This window comes from Rhodococcus sp. ACPA4 (genome assembly GCF_002300185.1).
Classification (GTDB): domain Bacteria; phylum Actinomycetota; class Actinomycetes; order Mycobacteriales; family Mycobacteriaceae; genus Rhodococcus_F; species Rhodococcus_F globerula.
In genome coordinates, this window is sequence record NZ_NSDY01000001.1 from 4521313 (window position 1) to 4540049 (window position 18737).

General features: G+C 61.3%; 15 protein-coding genes and 2 tRNA genes. 12 read left to right on the forward strand and 5 right to left on the reverse strand.

Annotated features, from left to right (window positions below; genetic code table 11):
• Positions 1-7: 7 nt before the first annotated feature.
• The 12 genes from recF to CJ178_RS20770 all read left to right on the forward strand — a co-directional run bounded on the left by recF (position 8) and on the right by CJ178_RS20770 (position 14519).
• Positions 8-1246, forward strand: a complete 1239-nt coding sequence (gene recF / locus CJ178_RS20715; protein WP_095887548.1) for a DNA replication/repair protein RecF — start codon at positions 8-10, stop codon at positions 1244-1246.
• Positions 1239-1772 (forward strand): DUF721 family protein, encoded by a 534-nt coding sequence (locus tag CJ178_RS20720; protein WP_033235309.1) that lies wholly within the window; start codon positions 1239-1241, stop codon positions 1770-1772. Before recF ends, CJ178_RS20720 begins: the two co-directional genes overlap by 8 nt.
• Before the next feature lie 86 nt (positions 1773-1858).
• On the forward strand, positions 1859-2752 hold the full coding sequence (locus tag CJ178_RS20725) for a metal-dependent hydrolase (protein WP_045066069.1): 894 nt from the start codon (positions 1859-1861) through the stop codon (positions 2750-2752).
• A gap of 104 nt (positions 2753-2856) precedes the next feature.
• Positions 2857-3876, forward strand: coding sequence for a PDR/VanB family oxidoreductase (locus CJ178_RS20730; protein ID WP_373557485.1), 1020 nt, complete (start codon positions 2857-2859; stop codon positions 3874-3876).
• A 27-nt stretch (positions 3877-3903) separates the two neighbouring features.
• Positions 3904-4827, forward strand: coding sequence for an alpha/beta fold hydrolase (locus CJ178_RS20735; RefSeq protein WP_095887549.1), 924 nt, complete (start codon positions 3904-3906; stop codon positions 4825-4827).
• Between the two features lie 197 nt (positions 4828-5024).
• Positions 5025-7061 carry a DNA topoisomerase (ATP-hydrolyzing) subunit B gene (gyrB, locus tag CJ178_RS20740; RefSeq protein WP_033235312.1) on the forward strand — a complete coding sequence of 679 codons (2037 nt, stop codon included), beginning with the start codon at positions 5025-5027 and terminating at the stop codon, positions 7059-7061.
• Between the two features lie 93 nt (positions 7062-7154).
• On the forward strand, positions 7155-9686 hold the full coding sequence (gyrA, locus tag CJ178_RS20745; protein WP_033235313.1) for a DNA gyrase subunit A: 2532 nt from the start codon (positions 7155-7157) through the stop codon (positions 9684-9686).
• Positions 9686-10918 carry a DUF3566 domain-containing protein gene (locus tag CJ178_RS20750; protein ID WP_179300788.1) on the forward strand — a complete coding sequence of 411 codons (1233 nt, stop codon included), beginning with the start codon at positions 9686-9688 and terminating at the stop codon, positions 10916-10918. The genes gyrA and CJ178_RS20750 overlap by 1 nt, the downstream gene beginning before the upstream one ends.
• 75 nt (positions 10919-10993) lie before the next feature.
• A tRNA-Ile gene (locus CJ178_RS20755) sits at positions 10994-11067 on the forward strand.
• Between the two features lie 175 nt (positions 11068-11242).
• Positions 11243-11315: transfer RNA gene (locus CJ178_RS20760), tRNA-Ala, on the forward strand.
• Positions 11316-11445: 130 nt separating this feature from the next.
• Positions 11446-13113: an alpha/beta hydrolase gene (locus CJ178_RS20765; RefSeq protein ID WP_033235315.1), complete on the forward strand. Its 1668-nt coding sequence runs from the start codon at positions 11446-11448 to the stop codon at positions 13111-13113.
• A 140-nt stretch (positions 13114-13253) separates the two neighbouring features.
• The gene (locus CJ178_RS20770; protein WP_441346845.1) at positions 13254-14519 is read left to right on the forward strand and encodes a lipase family protein; all 1266 of its coding nucleotides are present in this window, start codon (positions 13254-13256) and stop codon (positions 14517-14519) included.
• Between the two features lie 64 nt (positions 14520-14583).
• Here the strand turns inward: CJ178_RS20770 and CJ178_RS20775 are convergent, their stop codons facing one another.
• From CJ178_RS20775 to CJ178_RS20795, 5 genes are all read right to left on the reverse strand, one after another.
• Entirely contained in the window at positions 14584-15012 is a 429-nt protein-coding gene (locus CJ178_RS20775) for a hypothetical protein (protein ID WP_257013284.1), read from the reverse strand.
• Between the two features lie 12 nt (positions 15013-15024).
• A complete protein-coding gene (locus CJ178_RS20780; protein WP_033235317.1) occupies positions 15025-15810 on the reverse strand; it encodes an amino acid ABC transporter ATP-binding protein in 786 nt (261 codons plus the stop codon).
• Positions 15807-16547 (reverse strand): amino acid ABC transporter permease, encoded by a 741-nt coding sequence (locus CJ178_RS20785; RefSeq protein WP_095887552.1) that lies wholly within the window; start codon positions 16545-16547, stop codon positions 15807-15809. Before CJ178_RS20785 ends, CJ178_RS20780 begins: the two co-directional genes overlap by 4 nt.
• A gap of 76 nt (positions 16548-16623) precedes the next feature.
• Positions 16624-17484, reverse strand: coding sequence for an ABC transporter substrate-binding protein (locus tag CJ178_RS20790; protein ID WP_033235319.1), 861 nt, complete (start codon positions 17482-17484; stop codon positions 16624-16626).
• Between the two features lie 220 nt (positions 17485-17704).
• Positions 17705-18727, reverse strand: a complete 1023-nt coding sequence (locus CJ178_RS20795) for a LacI family DNA-binding transcriptional regulator (protein ID WP_033235320.1) — start codon at positions 18725-18727, stop codon at positions 17705-17707.
• Positions 18728-18737: the final 10 nt, after the last annotated feature.

An 18737-nucleotide genomic window follows, 5' to 3' on the forward strand; every position in this document is an offset into this window, starting at 1 on the left:
GGCATGAGTGTTCGTTCGTAGATTCTCGTTGCGGGACTTCCGTTCGTGGGATTCCCTGACACTCGATCTGGTACCGGGAACCACTGTGTTCCTCGGTTCCAACGGGCACGGTAAAACCAACATCCTCGAGTCGCTCGGCTACTTGTCGACGCTGTCTTCTCATCGGGTTTCTTCTGATGCCCCGATGATTCGCAACGGTTCCGCTAGCGCTTTTGCCGGTGCAACGGTGGTCAATTCCGGTCGTGAACTCACCATCGACGTCGAGCTGATCGAGGGAAAGTCCAACCGCGCCAGGATAAATCAGTCGCCGGCGCGGCGTCCCCGCGAAGTACTCGGCATCCTTCAGTCCGTGATGTTTGCGCCGGAGGATCTGTCGTTGGTTCGCGGTGATCCTGGTGACCGCCGGCGATATCTCGACGAATTGTTGACGTTCCGCATCCCTCGAATGGCCGCTGTACGTGCGGATTACGACAAGGTGTTACGTCAACGCTCAGCGCTGCTGAAAACGGCGGGCGGGGCACTACGACGCGGTTCCGGTAGCGGCGAGAATGTTCTCTCCACCCTCGAGGTGTGGGACGGGCATTTGGCGGCGCACGGCGCACAATTGTTGGCCGGACGCCTCGAGTTGGTTCACGATCTCGCTCCGCACCTTGCCGAATCGTATCGCTCGATAGCGCCGGAATCGAGGCCAGCGTCGATGCGATACCGCAGCAGCCTCGGAATGTCCTTGGATCCTGAATTCACCGATCCCACAAGGATTCCCGGAATCGACGACGTCGCGTACCTCGAGGAGCGTTTCCATCACGAACTGTCGGTGATGCGAACCAAGGAAATTGATCGGGGTGTATGTCTGGTCGGTCCGCACCGTGACGACCTCGAGTTGATTCTCGGGGACAGCCCCGCAAAGGGTTTTGCCAGTCATGGGGAATCGTGGTCGTTTGCGTTGTCGCTGCGGCTAGCGGGGTTTGCGTTGCTGCGAACAGAAGGCAGTGACCCCGTATTGCTGCTCGACGACGTTTTTGCGGAATTGGATCGGCGCCGTCGCCGTGCGTTGGCTGCGGTCGCCGCCACCGCTGAACAGGTCATTGTCACCGCCGCAGTTCCGGAGGACGTTCCGGACGAACTCGAGGCAGCCAAGTTCGGCGTCGAAGCATCGGAAACACCCGAAGGTCGTATTTCACGGATAGTCTCGAAAGACTGGTCTGCGACGACGGACTTGTCCGAGGGGGTCGAGAATCGTGACTGACGAAAAAGAGCCCGAACTTCGGGGTATCGATTTGGCTCGCCGAGCCCTCGAGGAGGCCCGCGCTGCGGCTAAGGCCAATGGCAAAGCTGTCGGCCAGGGCCGGTCGTCGCCCAAGTTCGGTAGCGGTAGGCCGCGTCGACGCGGAGGGTGGTCCGGCCCCGGCCCCGATGCCCGCGACCCACAACCGTTCGGTGCACTGACCAGCGCGGTATCCAAATCACGCGGCTGGTCCCCGAGAGTGTCCGAAGGGACGGTTCTCGGCCGGTGGCCGCAGGTTGTCGGTGAAGACATCTCGGCGCACGCCGAGCCCATTTCCCTTCGTGAAGGGGTTCTGAGCATCTCGGCGGAGTCGACGGCCTGGGCGACTCAGTTGCGGATGATGCAGTCCCAGATTCTCGCGAAAATCGCAGTGGCTGTGGGTGACGGCGTCGTGAAGACACTACGGATTACCGGGCCGAGCGCGCCCAGTTGGCGTAAGGGCGAAAGGCACGTCAAAGGCCGCGGACCTCGCGATACGTACGGCTGAGCAAGGCCTGGTTGTACCTATTACTTCATGTTACAGTTACCCTAGTTCTGGGTGAACTGTGTCACAGAGCATGAAGGGGTAGTCAGATGCCGAGCAAGGTACATGCCGAGCCTGATCACATCTTGTTGCAGGCACGCAATGTCGAATTCGACTGGTCCGACCTGCCGATGCACTGGATTCCGGGTGACCCGTTCAGTACTCACGTACTCAACGTGCTGCATCTGCTGCTCCCGGCCGGTGAAGAGTGGTTTGTCGAAACGTTCAAGGAAGCACTCCCTCTCATCGAGGACGAGAAACTTCGTGACGACGTTGTCGGCTTCATCGGCCAGGAAGCCATGCACGCCGGTGCTCACACCGGTGTGCTGGTCCATCTGAAAGAAAACGGACTTGATCCGACGCCGTACACGCAGCAGATGGAATGGGCTTTCTCGAAACTGCTCGGACCCCGTCCCCTGACAGGCTTGCGAGCCGAGAATCACCTGGTCGAGCGTCTTGCGATCATCGCAGCCATCGAACACATCACAGCGTTTCTCGGTGATTGGGTTCTCAACGCCGACGGTCTGGATCGGGCCGGTATGCACCCGACGATGCTCGACCTGCTTCGTTGGCACGGAGCCGAGGAAGTCGAACACCGCTCCGTCGCGTACGACGTGATGCGCTACTTCGACAAGCGTGAAACCCGCCGTATCCGCACTCAGATCATGGTCACGCCCGTCATCGTGTGGTTGTGGATCCGCGGAACCCGATTCCTGATGCGCAACGATCCCGAACTTGCCAACCAGGCGCCGAGTCGGCGTCGCCCTCACTTGTCGGATTTTGTGGCAGCCGGCAAGCGCGGCACCGTCCCCACCAGTTTCGAACTGGTCAAGCGGATGTCGACGTACTTCTCCAAGTCGTATCACCCCGGCAAAGAAGGCTCGACGGCTCAGGCAGTGAAGTACCTGGCATCCTCGCCGGCCGCGCAGGCGGCGGCACGGTGATTCCGTCGATCGCCAGGATCAAGGACGTCCTGATCGGGCACGACGGTCTTCCGCGGCATCCGGCGCCGCCAGATCTCGCGGGCCGCGGTCGCCCCGATCGGGCTATGCGGATCACAGAGTTGTTGGCGGACAAGTACCTTCGCGTTCTGACGGCCTATGACTACAACCCGAAGATCGCCGGTCACAACCCGGATACCGCGCTGAACATGGTGGTCAGTACCCGTGAAGTGGTGGCAACAGACGACAATGTTGTCCGCCTGCGCTTCGAGTCTGCAGACGGCTCGCCGCTTCCCCCGTGGCAGCCCGGCTCTCATCTGGATTTCCATTTGCCTTCCGGTTTGCGTCGACAGTATTCGCTCTGCGGTGACCCCGCTGATCGCTGGGGATATACCGTCGCTGTGCGCCGAATTCCCGATGGTGGTGGTGGTTCCGTCGAAATGCATGCACTGCAACCAGGCGAGCGCGTGACAGTTCGTGGTCCGCGGAACGGGTTTCCCTTTGTCGGCGAGGGTGGTGCACTCTTCATTGCCGGTGGTATCGGAATTACTCCGATCATTGCAATGGTGCGGGCTGCAAGGGAATTGGGAATGGACTGGCACTTCGTGTACTCGGGCCGCTCCCGCGAGTCCATGCCGTTCCTCGAGGAGATCGCTACCTGGGAACCGGAACGAGTATTCGTGCGGCCTGACGATGAATTCGGATTACCCACTGCCACAGATCTTCTGGAGAAGGCTCCGGAAGGTGGAGCCGTGTATTGCTGCGGCCCGACGCCCATGCTCGACGCAGTGCGCACGAGTTTTCGTGAAACCTCCTCCACGGCTTTGCATTTCGAAAGATTTGGAGCTCCGCCGGTAGTTGGCGGGGTCCCGTTCGAAGTTCAATTGGTCAGCTCCGGTGAAGTGTTGACCGTGAATGCCGACCAGTCGGCACTCGACGTTGTCCGGAAAACCCTGCCCGGTGTCGGCTACTCGTGCCAGCAAGGCTTCTGCGGGACCTGCCGGGTGAAGGTCCTCGCCGGCACTCCGGATCACCGCGAAAACCGACTGACCGATGCCGAACGCGAAAACGAGATGCTGATTTGTGTGTCGCGTTCCGACGGCGGACGACTGGTACTCGATCTCTAGTTCTACTCACCTACGAAGGGTCTGCAGATGACCAAGCACGCGCCTCTCCACGCCGTAAATGCACGCAGCGTCACCAACGGTGCCGTCAGCCTTGCCGTATTCGAGCAGGGCCCGGTGGACGGTGAGACGATCGTCCTCGTTCACGGGTGGCCGGACACTCACGAACTGTGGAACCGCGTCGCGGCGCTGCTGGCCGACAATTTCCGTGTTGTCACCTACGACAGCCGTGGGGCCGGCGAGAGCACGATCCCGTCGCGAGTGCAGGACTACCAACTCAGTGCGATGGCCGGTGATCTGTTTGCCGTGATCGACGCCGTCAGTCCGAACGAGCCGGTTCACGTCGTTGCTCATGACTGGGGATCCGTCGAAACCTGGGAGGCCGTCTGCGAGCCGGGCGCCGAGGAAAAGATCGCATCCTTCAGTTCCATATCGGGACCGAATCTCGACCATCTCGGTAAATGGATCCGTTCCAGTGCGTCCAAGCGGCGGTTCCGCGGTCCGGCCGCGCAAGCTGTGGCGTCGGCGTACACGGTGCTGTTTCAGATTCCAGGTCTGTGCACGGTGCCGTTGCGGCTGTGGTTTTCCAAGCACTGGCCGGCGTTTCTGGGATTTTTCGACGGTCTCGACCCGAAATCGGTGGTGACCGCGCCGACAATTGCCGACGACATGGTTAACGGTCTCAAGTTGTACCGAGCAAATATTCGGCCTGCTCTGGGCAAACCGCGTGAACGGTACACGGACGTTCCCGTTCAGTTGATCCTGAACAAGTACGACAAGGCAGTTCGCCCGGTGGGCTTCGAAGATACAGAAAAATGGGTCTCCGACCTGCGGCGAACCGAAATTGCGGCCGGTCACTGGTCGCCGATTTCACACGCCGGCGAGGTTGCCGAACATGCGCAGGCCTTTATTGCGAGCCTGAGAGAGCGTCGCCGGGAGAAGCAAACGTCCTAGCGATTCACCCTCCCAGGACCAAAATAATTCGCCTGTGGCGCAGCCAGGGGTGTCATTGGGCGGTTCCTGTCGGTGCTTACCAGTAAGATGGTCTCCGGTAACTAGCGGCAACATTCTCGAACCCGCTCCGACGACACCCGCAAGGGCTTGCTGACGGCTGCGCTCGAGTATTGACGGAGAAGGAGAGCTACCAACCCGTGGCTGCCCAGAAGTCAGATACAAGCACTTCCAGCAAGGACTACAACGCGTCGTCCATCACAGTCCTCGAAGGACTGGAAGCGGTACGTAAGCGCCCAGGCATGTACATCGGTTCCACCGGTGAGCGCGGCCTGCACCACCTGATTTGGGAGGTCGTCGACAACTCTGTCGACGAGGCGATGGCCGGACACGCCACCAAGGTCGAGGTCACCCTCCTCGAAGACGGCGGAATTCGCGTCGTCGACGACGGTCGTGGCATCCCGGTCGGAATGCACGCGTCCGGAGTTCCCACCGTCGAGGTCGTGCTGACTCAGCTGCACGCCGGTGGCAAGTTCGACTCCGATTCCTATGCAGTCTCCGGTGGTCTGCACGGTGTGGGCATCTCGGTGGTCAACGCGCTCTCCACCAGGCTCGACGTCGACATCAAGGTCGACGGCTACGAGTGGCATCAGACGTACACGGATTCCAAGCCCGGCGAGCTGATTCAAGGTCCCGCCACCAAGGAGACCGGAACCACGGTCAGCTTCTGGGCGGATCCCGAGATCTTCGAGACCACGCGCTACAACTTCGAGACCGTTGCGCGTCGCCTGCAGGAAATGGCTTTCCTCAACAAGGGTCTGACGATCACGCTCACCGACGAGCGCGCCGAGGTCATCGATGTCGACGAGGAATCGATCGACGTCGCGGAGGCACCCAAGTCGGCAGCCGAGACGCAGGAAGCGGCTGCTGCCGCTCCGCGCAAGGCCAAGACCCGCGTCTACCACTACCCGGGTGGACTCGAGGACTACGTCCGTCACATCAACAAGTCCAAGAGCCCCATCCACAACTCGGTGGTCGGATTTACGGCCAAGGGCACGGGCCACGAGCTCGAGGTAGCAATGCAGTGGAACTCCGGTTACTCGGAGTCCGTGCACACCTTCGCCAACACCATCAACACGCATGAGGGTGGAACGCACGAAGAGGGCTTCCGCGCGGCGCTCACCACGGTCGTCAACAAGTACGCCCGTGACAAGAAGCTGCTCAAGGAAAAAGAGCAGAACCTCAACGGTGACGACATCCGTGAGGGTCTCGCAGCCATCGTGTCGGTCAAGGTCGGTGAGCCGCAGTTCGAGGGCCAGACCAAGACCAAGCTCGGCAACACCGAGGTCAAGTCCTTTGTACAGAAGGCGTGCAACGAGCATCTTCAGCACTGGCTAGAGGCCAACCCCGCTGACGCCAAGACCATCGTGAACAAGGCGGTCTCGTCGGCGCAGGCCCGTATCGCTGCCCGTAAGGCCCGCGAATTGGTTCGCCGTAAGAGCGCGACCGATCTCGGTGGCCTGCCAGGCAAGCTTGCGGACTGCCGCTCCAACGATCCGGAAAAGTCCGAGATCTACATCGTGGAGGGTGACTCGGCAGGTGGCTCGGCCAAGTCCGGCCGCGACTCGATGTACCAGGCAATTCTGCCGCTGCGCGGCAAGATCCTCAACGTCGAGAAGGCCCGTCTTGACCGCGCGTTGAAGAACACCGAAATCCAGTCGATGATCACCGCCTTCGGCACCGGCATCCACGACGAGTTCGATATCGCGAAGCTGCGTTATCACAAGATCGTGCTCATGGCCGACGCCGACGTCGACGGTCAGCACATCGCGACGCTGCTGCTCACGCTGCTGTTCCGCTTCATGCGCCCGCTGGTCGAGCACGGTCACGTCTACCTGGCCCAGCCGCCGCTGTACAAGCTGAAGTGGCAGCGCAGCGAGCCGGAATTCGCGTACTCCGATCGTGAGCGCGACGTCTTGGTGAAGGCTGGTCTCGAATCCGGCAAGAAGATCAACAAGGACGACGGCATCCAGCGTTACAAAGGCCTTGGCGAGATGAACGCCAAGGAACTGTGGGAAACCACGATGGACCCGACGGTGCGCGTTCTGCGCTTGGTGACGTTGGACGATGCCGCTGCCGCCGACGAACTGTTCAGCGTGTTGATGGGTGAGGACGTCGAGGCCCGGCGCAGCTTCATCATCCGCAATGCCAGGGATGTCCGTTTCCTCGACGTGTAGGGCCTACGGCCCTGTGCGCCTTTCCGGTAGCTCCGACAACCACAAAGGCGCACAAGGGGCTCGCCCCCATCTTCTTCTTAAGAAAGTGAACTCATGACCGACACCACGTTGCCACCGGACGGACCGCAGCACGACCGCATCGAACCGGTCGACATCCAGCAGGAAATGCAGAGCAGCTACATCGACTACGCCATGAGCGTCATCGTCGGTCGCGCTCTGCCGGATGTGCGCGACGGCCTCAAGCCCGTGCACCGCCGCGTGCTGTACGCGATGTACGACACCGGCAATCGCCCCGATCGCGGATATGTGAAGTCTGCCCGTCCGGTCGCCGAGACCATGGGTAATTACCACCCCCACGGCGACTCCTCGATCTACGACACCCTGGTCCGTATGGCCCAGCCGTGGTCGCTGCGGTACCCCCTCGTCGACGGTCAGGGCAACTTCGGTTCCCGTGGCAACGACGGCGCCGCCGCCATGCGTTACACGGAGTGCCGTCTCACGCCGCTCGCCATGGAGATGCTGCGCGAAATCGACCACGACACAGTCGATTTCACACCGAACTACGACGGTAAGACGCAGGAACCGACGGTTCTCCCCAGCCGCGTTCCGAACCTGCTGATCAACGGCTCCAACGGTATTGCCGTCGGTATGGCCACCAACATTCCGCCGCACAACCTGCGTGAAGTTGCCGAAGCCATCTACTGGGCACTCGAGAACTACGAAGCCGACGAGGAATCCACTCTCGCTGCCGTCATGGAGCGGGTCAAGGGACCGGACTTCCCGACGCACGGCCTCATCGTGGGCGGCCAGGGTATTCAGGACGCCTACACCACCGGTCGCGGCTCCGTCCGTATGCGCGGTGTGGTCGAGGTTGAAGAAGATGCCAAGGGCCGCACCACAATTGTCATCACCGAGCTGCCCTACCAGGTCAACCCGGACAACCTGATCACCTCCATCGCGGATCAGGTTCGTGACGCCAAGATCGCCGGCATCTCCGATATTCACGACGAGTCTTCCGACCGCGTCGGCATGCGCATCGTTGTCACCGTCAAACGTGACGCGGTTGCCAAGGTTGTGTTGAACAACCTGTACAAGCACACGCAGCTGCAGACCAGCTTCGGCTGCAACATGCTCTCCATCGTCGACGGTGTGCCGCGCACACTGCGCCTCGACCAGATGATTCGTCTGTACACGACGCATCAGCTCGAGGTCATCGTCCGTCGTACCCAGTACCTGCTCCGTAAGGCCGAAGAGCGCGCTCACATCTTGCGTGGTCTGGTCAAGGCTCTCGACGCTTTGGACGAGGTCATCGCCTTGATCCGTGCGTCGCAGACCGTCGACGTCGCCCGGGCCGGATTGATGAACCTCCTCGACGTCGACGAGATTCAGGCCGACGCGATCCTCGCGATGCAGCTGCGACGTCTGGCCGCCCTCGAGCGTCAGAAGATCGTCGACGAATTGGCCGAAATCGAAATCGAAATCGCCGATTACAAGGACATTCTGGCCAAGCCTGAGCGTCAGCGCGCGATCGTTCGTGACGAGCTCAAGGAAATTGTCGACAAGTACGGCGACGACCGTCGTACTCGCATCATCGCCGCCGACGGCGACGTCAACGACGAAGACCTCATCGCCCGTGAGGACGTTGTTGTCACGATCACCGAGACCGGCTACGCCAAGCGCACCAAGACCGACCTGTACCGCTCGCAGAAGCGCGGCGGCAAGGGCGTTCAGGGTGCCGGCCTCAAGCAGGACGACATCGTCTCGCACTTCTTCGTCAGCTCGACGCACGACTGGCTGCTGTTCTTCACCACGAAGGGCCGCGTCTACCGCGCCAAGGCATACGAACTGCCCGAGGCCAGCCGCACCGCTCGAGGTCAGCATGTCGCCAACCTGCTGGCCTTCCAGCCGGACGAGCGCATCCAGTCCGTCATCCAGATCAAGACGTACGACGACGCGCCTTACCTGGTACTTGCCACCCGCAACGGTCTGGTCAAGAAGTCCAAGCTCACGGACTTCGACTCCAACCGCAGCGGCGGCATCGTTGCCATCAACCTGCGCGGCGACGACGAATTGGTCGGAGCTGTTCTGTGCTCCGCTGACGACGATCTGCTTCTCGTCTCGGCACAGGGCCAGTCGATCCGTTTCTCGGCCACCGACGAAGCACTACGGCCCATGGGTCGCGCAACGTCCGGTGTCCAGGGCATGCGCTTCAACGGCGAGGACGAGCTGCTCTCGCTCAACGTCGTCCGTGAAGGCAAGTTCCTGCTGGTCGCCACTTCCGGTGGTTACTCCAAGCGAACCGGCATGGAGGACTACCCGGTCCAGGGTCGCGGCGGCAAGGGCGTACTCACCATTCAGTACGACAAGAAACGTGGCACTCTGGTCGGAGCGCTCATCGTCGACGACGACGACGAGCTGTACGCGATCACCTCGGGCGGCGGCGTCATCAGGACAGCTGCCAAGCAGGTTCGTAAGGCCGGACGCCAGACCAAGGGCGTGCGTCTGATGAACCTCGGCGAAGGCGACACCTTGCTCGCAATTGCGCGCAACGCCGACGAACCCGAAGAGATCGCTGCCGCAAACACCGACAGTGCAGACAATGCCGATGGAGCTAAGGAGTCCTAGTGAGCACTCCCAACCAGCCGGGCAGTGACCAGAAGAGCACGAGCACTTCCGGTTCGACGCCCCCAAAGCCGGAGCAGCCAGCTGCTCCGGCGGGTGCAGGGGGCTCGCAGTCTCCCGTTGAGGCTTCGAAACCTCCGGCCGCTGGTAAGCCAAGCGGCTCTGCCGCCGATTCCAAGGCTGTGGCCGACAAGTCGGCACAGCCTGCGGCTGGGAAGAGTGCACCGGTTGCTCCCGCTGCCCCGAAGGCACCTGACGCGCCTGCGCCGGCTAATCAGGCACGGGGTAATCAGGCGCCGCCGTGGCAGCGTGGTCAGCAGCAGTCAGGTCCGCAGCAGCCTGTTACGCAGCAGCCTGTTTCTCAGCAGCCTGGGGTGCAGCAGCGCGAACCCCAGACCAACATCACCCGTCCGGCTGCGCCGCGACCCGATGTTCGGAAGGGGCCTGCACCTGCTGCCGGGAAACCGCCGGTCGGTCCGCCGAACCAGCGGCCAACAGGTCCTGGATCTCCGTCGCAGCCGCCGGCTCGGCCGGTGGTCACGGGAACGGCTGCTCCGAAGGTCACGAACAACGCGGCCATGAACAACGCGGTCGACAACAAGACCGTCGCGAACAAGACCGTCGCCGACAAGACTGTGGCGAATAAGACGGTTGCGAATAAGACGGTTGCCCCGCCGAAGGGGCCCAACGCACCGGCCGGAAATGCTCCGGCCGGTCCCCGGGCCAAGGCTGCGGCGATCGACGGTCCGACTCGGCATATCAGCCGTAAGGATCTGCCGAAGGACATGCCGGACCTCTCCGAGGCGAAGCATCCCCTGCCGCAGGCGGCCGTTGGTGACAAAAATCACGTCGCTGCCGTTGCGGCTGCGTCCGGCGGGGGGCCTTTACGGGCGACGGTGCAGATTCGTCGTATCGATCCGTGGTCCACGCTCAAGATCACTTCTGTGATCTCGGTTTCACTTTTCTTCGTGTGGATGGTGGCTGTCGGTCTTCTGTACGTCGTTTTGGACGGTATGGGCGTCTGGGACCGCCTGAACAACGCTTTTACGGACATCGTGTCCGATGGCGGATCCGACGGACTGGTGACAGCGGGGCAAGTCTTCGGCTATTCCGCAGTGATCGGTTTGGCGAACATGGTGTTGTTCACCGCGCTCGTCACGATCGGATCGTTCATCTACAACCTCTGCAGCGACTTGGTTGGCGGCGTCGAGGTAACTCTCGCAGACCGCGACTGACCTGCATAAACGTTGCCCCACCGGACCCGTTTTGGTGTTAGCGGGCCGGTGGGGTAATCTTTGAAACCGGTTCAGGGGCCTATAGCTCAGGTGGTTAGAGCGCTTTACTGATAATGAAGAGGTCGGAGGTTCAAGTCCTCCTAGGCCCACTCCTTGTGCCGAAGAAGGGTTGCTGGAATGAAGGTTTTCCTGCTTGTCGGGGCTAGCATTCTGGTGTCTCTCGTAGTCACCAAGTTGATCAAAAGTCAGCGCGGAGACAAGGTTTGGCACGATTTGGAAACAAGCTAGAACATAGGTACTCTGACTCCGGTCGGAAAACCGAACGGGGCCTTAGCTCAGTTGGTAGAGCGCTGCCTTTGCAAGGCAGATGTCAGGAGTTCGAATCTCCTAGGCTCCACAGTAAGAAAACACCCTCCCGGGAAACTGGGAGGGTGTTTTTGTCTGTGCGCACCCAGATCGTGAGAATTAGCATGCCGACTGGGCGGTACGGTGCCTGAAATGGGACGCTCTGCGCTTACGATTCCCGCATGAGATCTGTGTGGGACCGCATACGCCGCTATTGCGGGACGCTTCATCCTGTCGGCCTTGCCTTTGCGCTGGTGTTTTTCACCTGGTCGATGACCCCGTCGCTGCTGCCTCGAGTGTGGTATTTGCAGGGCGTCGCGACGGGTATTTCTCTGGCAATGGGTTACGCGATCGGAACTCTGGTCGCGTGGACGGTTCGCAAGTGTGGCGTCGAACCGCAGTGGTCGGAGCGCACGAAGAAGATCGCGTGGCGGACGATGGCGGTGGTGGCCGTGATCGCAGTTCCGCTCTTCTTGATTCTGGGGGCGCGGTGGCAGCGGATCGTCCGTGAACTTGTCGGTATGCCGCGTGACAGTGCGGCAAACTACCTTCTGGTTGCGCTTATTTCGCTGTTCATCTGGTTCATCCTGCTCGAGGCATCGCGCGGCATTCGCCATTCCACGAACCGCCTTTCGCAGTTCGCATTGCGGTTCGTCCCGAAGGAAGCGGCGAAGGTCGCCAGCCTTGTTGTGGTTCTCGCTCTTGCTGTCTTTGTCGTGAACGGTGCGCTGTACAACGGGTTGATCGCGTTCGCGAACTGGAGCTTCTCGGGTGCGGATACCGAAACTCCGGACGGTATCGAACAGCCGCTCATTGCCGAACGCAGTGGTTCACCGATGTCTGCGGAAGCCTGGGACTCGCTGGGGCAGGAAGGGCGCACCTTCATGGGTAGTGGCCCCACCGCGGCGGAGATCACGGCGCTGACGGGGCGTGAGGCGAAGCAGCCGATCCGCGTGTATGCCGGGCGTGAGTCCTCGGATTCGATTCGCGGCGTGGCAAACCGGGTTGTGGACGAACTCAAGCGCACCGGTGGGTTCGACCGCGGAACTCTGGCCGTCGTGACAACCACGGGTCGTGGTTGGGTCAACGAGGATGTGGCGTCGGCGTTCGAATATGTCGAGGACGGTGACACCGCCATTGCGTCGATGCAGTACTCGTTCCTGCCGAGTCCGTTGGCCTTCATCGCGGACCGCGAAACTCCGATGGTTGCCGGCCGCGCGTTGTTCAACGCTGTTTTTGCGGAGTGGATCAACCTGCCCGTGGAGACGCGTCCCGAGTTGGTCGTGTTCGGCGAGAGCCTCGGTTCGTACGGCGGCCAGGCCGCTTTTGCCGGGGACCAGGACATGATGACGCGCGTGGACGGAGCTTTGTGGGTGGGCACACCCAACTTCACGGAGCAGTGGCAGGAGATCACGAACAATCGTGACTCAGGTTCGCGGGAGATTCTTCCCGTGATCGACGGCGGCGAGTCGATCCGTTTTGCCGCGGATCCGATCGACCTGGAGCTCGAGGCCGACTGGGCTGACGATCGAATCGTCTACTGGCAGCACGCCAGTGACCCCATCACGTGGTGGTCGTTCGACCTCCTCCTCAACAAGCCGGACTGGTTGAGCGAAAAGCCGGAGGGCCGCGACGTCGATCCGGGGATGACGTGGATTCCTCTTGTGACGTTCTGGCAGGTCACGCTCGACATGGTGTTCTCGGCGGATGTTCCGTCGGGTCATGGGCACAACTACGGCGAAGATGCCGCGGACATGTGGGCCAACATCTTGCATCCGACGACGTGGACGCCGGAGAACACCGAGCAGTTGCGTGCGCTCCTGACCAACAATGTGGAGCCGACGAAATAGGTGAAAGTAGCTGTACAGCAACGACTCTAAGGTTCTTTCCTTACCGGTAAGTTTGTTTTGCGGTATATGTTACCCTGCGTTCACTGTGTGTCAGAGCACAGTGCAAACGACGTGGGGAGAACGTGAACGTGAAGAACCGAATGTGGTGGGCAGCAGGCCTGTCCGTTGCAGCACTGGTGGTCAGTGCTGCAACGGCGCCGTTCGCGGCAGCTGAGCCGGCGGATTTCTACACTCCGCCGACTGAACTGCCCGCCGGGGACAACGGCGACCTCATTCGCAGTGAGCCGACGCCCTTGCTTCTCAGCGTGCCGGGATCGAATGGTCCGTGGCCGGCTACCGCCACCAAGATCATGTACCGCAGCGAAGACGCCACTGGTGCTCCCGTTGCAGTCACCGGCACGTACCTCGAGCCGACAAACCCGTGGACCGGGCAGGGGGCGCGTCCACTGGTTGCCAGCGCAGTAGGTACTCACGGACAAGGTGACCAGTGTGCCCCGTCCAAGCTGTTCAACACCGGACTGGAATACAGGTTTCCGACGGACGTGATGGTCGGCTACGAGTCCATCTGGGTGAATATGTTGTTGCTCAACGGCATTGCCGTTGTGGTCACCGACTACGACGGGCTGGGAACGCCGGGCGACCACACGTACGTGAACCGCGCCGCCGAAGCGCACGCCGTCCTCGATTCGGTGCGGGCTGCGCAGCAACTGCCGAACACCAGCATTCCCGACAACGGGCCCGTCGGCCTGTGGGGTTATTCGCAGGGTGGCGGCGCTGCCGCTGCAGCAACGGAGCTGAAGCCGTCGTACGCCCCGGAGCTCGATCTGAAGGGCACGTACGCGGGCGCTCCTCCGGCTGATCTGGAAGCCACCCTCAAGCAGATCGACGGCACATTTCTCACCGGCTTGATCGGATACGCGCTCAACGGAATCGTGGCTCAGTACCCCGACGTGGAGCCGCTACTCGACGCGGAAATCAACGATCGTGGACGCGCGATGCTCGCGGCGACCAAAAATCAGTGCGTCGGCGAGACGGGCCTGCAATTTGCCTTCCAGAAGACGTCGGAGTTCACGAAATCGGGCGAATCCTTGTCGGTTGTGCTCGATCGCTTGCCCGTTGCACAGGGGATCCTGGCAGAACAGAAGATCGGCAACCTGACGCCGACGTCGCCGGTCCTGATCCAGCACGGGCGAGCTGACGACATCGTGCCGTTCGGCCAGGGACAGGAACTCGCGCGGGAATGGTGCAGCAACGGCGCGACGGTGCAGTTCTCCGTCAACGAGCTGCCCTCTGTCGCTCCGGGTGTTGCACTGGGCCATCTAGCCCCGTACATCACGGGAACCCCGGAATCCATCGGCTACATGATCGATCGGTTCAACAACGTTCCGGCGCCGTCGAACTGCTGACTGGCGCTCACCAACGAAGAGAGGCCCGGAACACACTGTGTTCCGGGCCTCTTTGCTTCAAGATCTACGCAGTCTGTTCGTCAACTCGCGGCGGAGCCGACGCCACCGGCGGGTGCTCGCGGTGGCGGCTCTTGTAGAAAACAGCTCCACCGATCACAGCCACACCGGCAATGACGAACAGGCCGACGCGCTTGCGTCCGCGGGGCTTCGGTTCACGCTCTGCGCGCGCCGCTGACTTGGCGGGGAGGGACTTTGCACACTCCACGCCCTTCTTGGCGAGAACAGCGCTCTGACGGCCCAGGAACAGGCCGAGCTGTCCGGCGCCACGGGCAGTTGCCGTGGCGACCACAGCGGCGATGCGACGGGCGTTGTCGGCTGCGTCAGATTCCTTGATGCGGGTTGCTGTTTCCTCGAAAGAGTCTTCGACGCGGGCCACGGCCTGGTCGAACGTGTCGGGAATCTGGCTGCTGAGGGACTCGGTCACTCGTGTCATGACTCCACTTTGTCACAGGATCTGCCCCAGGAACGCCCGGGTGCGAGGATTCCGAGGGTTGTCGAAGAATTGATCCGGAGCAGCGTCTTCGACGATCTTGCCGTCACTCATGAAAACGATGCGATCCGCGGCAGCGCGGGCAAATGCCATTTCATGGGTGACCACCACCATGGTCATACCTTCGTCGCGAAGCCGGACCATCACGTCAAGCACCTCCTTGACCATTTCCGGGTCGAGCGCCGAGGTCGGCTCGTCGAAAAGCATGACGCTCGGCTTCATGGCCAGTGCTCGGGCGATGGCCACGCGTTGTTGTTGTCCGCCGGAGAGCTGGGAGGGGTAGTTCTCGGCTTTGTCGGATAACCCGACCAGGGCGAGGAGTTCGCGCGCCTGCGCCTGGGCTTCGTCCTTGGGTACTCCCTGTACGTGACGTGGGCCGGCTGCGACGTTCTCCACGGCGGTCATCATCGGGAAGAGGTTGAAATTCTGGAACACCATCCCGGTGCCCTGCCGTTGTTTCGCGATCTGTGCTTCGCTGCGCAAGCGCCGTTTGCCGTTGCTGTCGACGTAGCCCATCGATTCGCCACATACTTCGACGATCCCCGAGTCGATGATCTCGAGGCAGTTGAGGGTGCGCAGGAGGGTGCTCTTGCCGCTACCGGACGGTCCGAGCAGCAGTACAACTTCGCCCTCGGCGACGCTGAAATCGATGCCGTCGAGTACCCGGACGTCGTTGAAGGACTTGATCATGTTCTCGACGCGAACAACCGTTGTGGCGGCGGCAATGTCGGTGGTGGTCATCTGTTCACTGCTTCCGCTAGCTGAGCCGACTCGGCGACTTTTGCATCGCCGGAAGTGTTCTTGCGCTTGTAGTTACGGTCGTATCCCCGGCCGGCGCGGGATTCGAGGACACGCTGAATCATTCCCCAGGCAGTGGTCAGGACGAGGAAGTACAGGGCCGCCGCGCACAGGCCTTCGAGTACTCGGAAGTTGACCTGTACCAGAAACTGTGTGCGCCGCAACAACTCTTGGACCGAGATGACCGATACCAAGGTTGTGGTCTTGAGCAATCCGTTGAAGCTGTTGCCCAGCGGAGGAATCATGACGCGAAATGCCTGGGGTAGCACTACAACTCGGAATACCTTGAACGGCGACATGCCCAGCGCCCGGGCCGCCTCGGTCTGACCGGCCGGCACCGACATCAGTCCGGACCGGACGATCTCGGACAGGTAGGCGGCTTCGTTGAGAACAAGCCCGAGGAGGGCGGACTCGATGACTCCGAGCTTGATTCCCACCTGAGGCAAGCCGGTATAGATGATGACCAATTGCACCAGTAGGGGAGTGCCGCGCATCAACCACACGTAGAAGCCGACGATTGCCCGCAGAATCCACCAGCGGGAGGAGCGTGCCGCAGCAACGACGACGGCCAGCATCAGGCCGAGAACCATGCTGACGACAGTGAGCCAGATGGTGACCCATGCGCCCTCGAGCAGCTGCTTACTGGTCAAGATCGAGAAGAATGCATCCCAGGACCACATGGGGTTACCTTTCGGCTAGATGAGCGGAGCTCAGCGTTGAAGATGAGCGGAGCTCAGGGTTGAAGATGAGCGGAGCTCAGGGCTGCAGCGGGCCGGTACTGACGGAGATATCGCCGTCGTAACCGTCGACGCCGTATTCCTCGAACAGAGCGGGGAGGTAGCCGTCGGCACGCATGTCGGTGAGGACGCGCGCCACCTCGACGGCAGTTTTGCTGCCTTGGGAGAATCCGAGGGCCAAGGGTGAGTTGTTGATACCGTCGACGCCCGTCTCGAAGCGGCCGTCCTTCTGATAGAAGGAGGTTACCGAGCTCACGATCGCCGCCCCGTCCGCTTGTCCTGCCGAAAGTGCTTGGTAAGCATCAGCATTCGTCTTGAATGTTTGCACGTTCATGGTCGGCTTGCCGGCGGCGCTGAATGTCTCGTTCAATGCGTTGAGCGTGTCGAACTCGTATCCCGGTGCCTCGACGGCGATGGTCTTACCGGCCAGATCGTCGACGGACGAGATGGACTCGGGGTTTCCTGCCGGCACCGAGACGGATACCGCCTGTACCTCGTAGGGAACGAGCGAGATGGTCTCGGCGCGAGCCGGTGTGTAGAACATCCCGGTGTCGATCATGTCCCAACGGCCGCTCTGCACGCCGGGGATCTGGGCGTCGAACTCGATGTTGACGAAGTCGGCGCGCAGGCACAGGCGGTTCGCGATCTCCTTGCCCAGGTCAACGCGCATTCCGACGACCTTGCCTGACTCGTCCACGTACTGCATCGGTGGGAGCGTGGCGTTGGTGGCGATGGTGAGGGTGCCTTCTTCTGCGAGGTCCGATGATCCCAGCGTGGGGGTGCAGTCGGTGGGAGCGGCAGTGTCGTCGCTTCCCGATCCACAGGCTGTGAGGGTGGCTGCCAAAGCGGTGGCGGCTGCGACTGCGAGGATTCTGCGCATTTTTCGAGTTGCCTTTCGGGAGTGGCTTCCGCGTACATTTTTTTTCGGGCTCCAAAGCACATTTTGGGGAGGCTCTGAATCGTCCGAATCAGTTTCATGGGATCGATTGCACTGAGCTTGGCACGCGATTGATGAAGGGTCAACGCCGTTAACGCGAGAGATACCGACGAAACGAACTGTTAACGAAACAGCGTGTCGTGCGCCACGATCGTTGCTGTTTTCAGTGACCTCCGTCATGTGGCGCGCAGGAATTTCGGTCGATCAGCGTCGAGCCGATCCGGTAGGTACGGCCATGGTCTTCTTTGCCGAGTTTCCCCGAATCTATTTGCTGGAAAAGAAGATCCATTGCGACATTGGCCAGTTGTACTGCACCGTTGTCAATCGTGGTGATCGCGGGTTGCCACATCTCTAGCCACGGCATGTCCTCGTGGCACACCAGGGACAACTCGTTCGGAATGCTCACGCCACGGCCGACGAGGGTGGGAAGGATGCCGAAAACCGCTTCGTGGTTGGCGGCGTACAACGCAGTCATCTTCGGCGCGTGATCGAGCAGGGAACCTATTGCCTCGGCTCCGAAATACGTTGTGAAAGAGCCTTTTCTGACCAGTGATTCATCCACCTCGACGCCGTACTCTGCCAGCGCGCGGCGGTATCCCTCGAACCGTTCACGGCCGGACGTCGCGTCGTCGGTGCCGCCGATATAGCCGATGTTGCGGTGGCCGAGTGCGAGTAGATGACGGGTAGCGAACATGGCACCGTCGATGTCGTCGGCAAGAACGTTGGGTGCTTTGCTGCCTTCCACAGTCCGAATGAGGTTGACGACGGCGCTTCCCGAGAGCAGGTCGTTGGTCGCGGTGGCGTTACGGCCGCTACCGATCACGATCGTCCCGTCCACGCCGTGCTCGGCCAGCATCTCGAGCACGTCACGTTCACGCGACACATCAGCGTCTGTGATGCAGAGGATGACTTGAAAACCCTTGTCCGACGCTCTTTTTTGCACTACTTCGGCGACCGTGTGGAACGACGCGTTGAGCAGGTTGTTCATCACGAGACCGATGAGGTGTGACCGCCGGGAGCGCAGCGCGCTCGCGGCGCGATTGGGGCGGTACTGCAGCTTGCGCGCGGCTTCCTGCACGGCCGCCCTGGTCTGCGGAGAGATCAACGCCGATCCACTCAATGCGCGTGATGCAGTGCTTCGCGAAACACCGGCGGCGTTTGCGACATCGATCAGGGTGACTGTCATCGTGTCCTCT